This is a genomic window from Pseudomonas syringae pv. cilantro (assembly GCF_001293775.1).
Lineage (GTDB): Bacteria > Pseudomonadota > Gammaproteobacteria > Pseudomonadales > Pseudomonadaceae > Aquipseudomonas > Aquipseudomonas syringae_P.
This window is the reverse complement of sequence record NZ_LGLN01000042.1, coordinates 1-3,606: the sequence shown is the minus strand read 5'-3', so window position 1 is coordinate 3,606 and position 3,606 is coordinate 1. Positions and strand designations below refer to the sequence as shown.

The 3,606-nt window shown below is 56.8% G+C and carries 3 protein-coding genes; all 3 read left to right on the top strand.

Annotated elements, in window-relative coordinates; genetic code table 11:
• The coding region (locus ABJ99_RS12765; RefSeq protein ID WP_230081018.1) for a hypothetical protein at positions 1–413 on the top strand (413 nt) is incomplete at its 5' end.
• Complete coding sequence (locus tag ABJ99_RS12760; RefSeq protein WP_054086142.1) at positions 410–604, top strand: hypothetical protein; 195 nt, start codon at positions 410–412, stop codon at positions 602–604. The genes ABJ99_RS12765 and ABJ99_RS12760, both read left to right, overlap by 4 nt.
• A 489-nt stretch (positions 605–1,093) precedes the next feature.
• Positions 1,094–3,511, top strand: coding sequence for an ATP-binding protein (locus ABJ99_RS12755; RefSeq protein ID WP_054086141.1), 2,418 nt, complete (start codon positions 1,094–1,096; stop codon positions 3,509–3,511).
• The last annotated feature ends 95 nt before the right edge of the window (positions 3,512–3,606 follow it).

The window sequence follows — 3,606 nt, the reverse complement described above, 5'->3', positions numbered from 1 at the left end:
CTGCGCCAGTTCGAGTACCAGGGCGAGTACAAGAACACCAGCAAGTAGGCATTGCATCCGCTCCACTCACTGATACTCCCGCACTTTTAAAACATTCTCTTGCGAAACAGGAGGGATACGCCATGTCCTGGGCCGATGCCGCAGCACCTATCGTCGCTCAAGTGATTCGTCAGGTCGGACGCACTGATATGAGAGTGCTGCGCAAAGCCCTGGCGGATGCCTACCCGTGGGGGGAGCGTGAAAATGCCCCGTACAAAGCCTGGCTGGCCGAGATACGTCGCCAGCTGGGTCACCCACTGAACGCACCGAAGGCAGATCCGGCGAACAGACAGCTTGACCTGTTCAACCACGTTAAAAATCCTGCGCAATCATCCCGCTTTCGCGTTCAGGCAGAAGACAAGGAATTACGATGACAACCGAAAAAGTGTTCGCAAAAAGTGATGCAAAAGACGTACTGGCGCTCTCGAAGGCATCAGCAGAAGCCATGTTGGCGAACTTCACCATAACCATCGTGTTGGCGGGTGCGAAAACCGACGATGAGGTAAAACCAGTCAGCCATGTCCACTGTGTAATCACTACATCATGGAGTATTGACGATGAATGAATTTGAAACCCAGACCCATCAAGAATCACCCACAGCGCCATTTGATATAAATGCGTACAAGACTGCGCGGCACTGGACCCTTCGTCTGTTCGATCTACTGCTTGGGATGTTGGCGCTCGTTCTGATGGCACTGTGCGCATGTTGGGTGTTTCTGAACATCAGTTAGCAGCCGCCATTCTTTTCGCAGACCGCCGTCCATCAGGCGTGCAATGGCGATGAATCGGTCTGTCTGCAGGCCGCGACTGCGCACCCGAGAGCCACACTGCTGGAGTTGGCCAATACCTCGATACCGCCTGGCTCGGCCTCTCGCTACTTGGTCAGGATTTCCGTCACGCCGATTAAGAAGTGATACGCGACGCTCATAGAGCGATCACCTGACCAACCTCCGTCATCTCTGCACTTTCAAACCATCCCAATGCACCGCTACGCAGTCGGCTATCAGCTGTCTGGCGTTTGGCTGTGCCTGGCCTTACCTATATGAGGTGTACCGTGCTGCTACCTTTTGAGCTGGACCCTGAAATCATTCAACACATCATCCATAGTCAGGCCGGATCGATCGGCAAGGCCATCATCGAGCTGGTGATGAACTCTGTAGACGCCGATGCCACCGCATTGCGCCTGACCATGACCAAAGAGGGCTTTCACTGCGCTGATGACGGTCGCGGCTTTGCCAGCCGTAAAGACGTGCTGCGCTACTTCGGACGCTTTGGCACACCGCACCAGGAAGGCGATGCCACCTATGGCCGGTTCCGCCTGGGCCGTGGTCAGATCATGGCGCATGCCAAGACACGTTGGGCTTCCAACGATTGGCAGATGACCGTTGATACCCGCTCGATGGGCTACAACTACGAGCTGGACGATCTTGAACACGGCGTACCGGGTTGCTCCATCGAGGGCACCTGGTACGAACCGCTCAACGATTTGGAGTTGATGTCTGCCGTCCAGGAAATTCGTGACCTGGTGCGCTACACCCGCATCAGCGTTGAACTCAATGGCCGTGTCATTACCCGCGATCCTGCAACGGAAAAGTGGGACTTTGAAGACGAATACGCCTATTACCGGGCCAAGGAAGAAGGCGCGGTTTCGATCTACAACCAGGGCGTGCTGGTCCGTCACGATTCCTCACACCTCTGGGGGGCTGGAGGCCTGATCGTGACCAAGCAGGCGATTGCCCTCAACGTCTCCCGTAGCGAGATACTGCGCAAGACCTGCCCGGTCTGGAAAGCAATCGCCAAGGTGTTCGGTCCGCTGGCTGATAAGGTCTCGGGGGAACTGGGTGGACGCCGCAAGACAGAAGCACGTCGAGCGCGATCAGCGCTGTCGTTGCTCAGCGGCGCAGCTGATGTGGGCAAAATATTCTGCAATGAAGAAGTCATCACGGTGCTGCCTGGCAAACGGCATATCACCCTGAAGGATTTTATTGATAAAGCGTTTCGTGAGCACAAAGGCACTTACACCGTTGTTTTAAAGGGCAGTGACATACCCAAAGGCGAAGGCATTGCCGGGCAACGCATTATCCAGGTGCTGCATCCACAAACGCTCGACCGCTTCGGTTGCCATAGCGTTGAAGATTTTGAAGATGTGCTGGAGCGGGTGATTGCCAATGCCAGACCTGCCGTCAGTCACTGGTACCGAGAGCTGAAGGTGCCCCAGTGCGCCGCGTTTGCGACCGTCAAGAAGGCTTATGTCGAGCGAACATCGATTGTCGATGAGAAAAAGGCGCTGGACAAAGAAACGCGCCGGGCCTGGATCGCGTTGCGCTGGTGCCTGCAACACTATGCCGGTGCCTGTGTGGGGGCTGAACGCTGGAATGATGGCACCGTACGACATAGCAAAGACCGCCTGGATGTGTTGCTCGGCGAATCGAACACCAGTGAAGCGTGGACGGATGGTAAAACCTACCTGGCTATCAATCGCACAATCGTGCAACGGCTCAAGTCTGATCCTATGAAAACGGCAGCCTACATCTTCGGGCTGGTCGAACACGAGGTGGCGCACCAGGGCGACAGCATGGCGTGCGGGCATGACGAAGCGTTCTATCAGCGCTTCCATGACATTTCCCTGCGCATGGCACCCGAGCGTCAACGGTTCATGCACAAGTGGTTGATGAAATACACCACGAGCATGGAAATGGAAGGCAAGAAGGCGACCGGCAACGCCTGGGGAGAGCTTCACCTGGTGAGGCGTGTGGGTTCTGGCCGTATGAAGCGCGGCTTGTCGGACGCCATCGAGGACGATTCGGCGGACCCGATTGTCAGCACGCCGGTGCCGGAGCAGGACATGGCGTTGCTCAGCAGGATTAATGCCGGGTTGATCGACAAGGGTGTCTGCCCGCCGCCGCCCGACTGGAGCAGGGTCATCGAGCAGGCAAAGGCCGACCAGGTGGCGAACAGCGAGCGGTTGCGCGCTAAGCGGGAAGCCGATGAGGCTGAATATGAGCGGATCAGTCAGGCGCTTGATGAGGCCACAGAGAAGGCGAAGCCCGAAGTTGCCCGGATTCTGGATATGCCGCTGGCAGACATTCCAGCCGGTGCCCTGGACTACCTCGGTCATTTGTTGGCCACCGGAAGCGATGAACAGGAAATACGCAGCGAATGGGAATGCCAGTTCGCAGAGCCTGAAGATATTCCAGCCGCAGCGCTGGAGTATCTGCTGACAACCGGCGGCGACGTGCAGGAGATGCGCAGCGAAGACCAGGCCAATCTGGAGCAGCTGGCTGCGGACCAGGCAGATGATCCACGCTGTAAGTTAGCTAAGGAATACCACGGCATGGTCGAGCCTGGCGAAACCTGGTGGGTGCTTGAACGCAATGCTGCCGCTGCCGGTTTCTGGCGTGTCGAGGACTATTTGAAGTGGCGACATGCCGATCAATTGCTACTCGGATTATTGCGGGGACTGCGCAAATAAATAGCCACATAGCCCCCTGATACACCCGCATTTTCAGACCATCCCCATGCAACGCCACACAGTCAGCTACCAGCCGCCTGGCGTTTGGCTGTGCC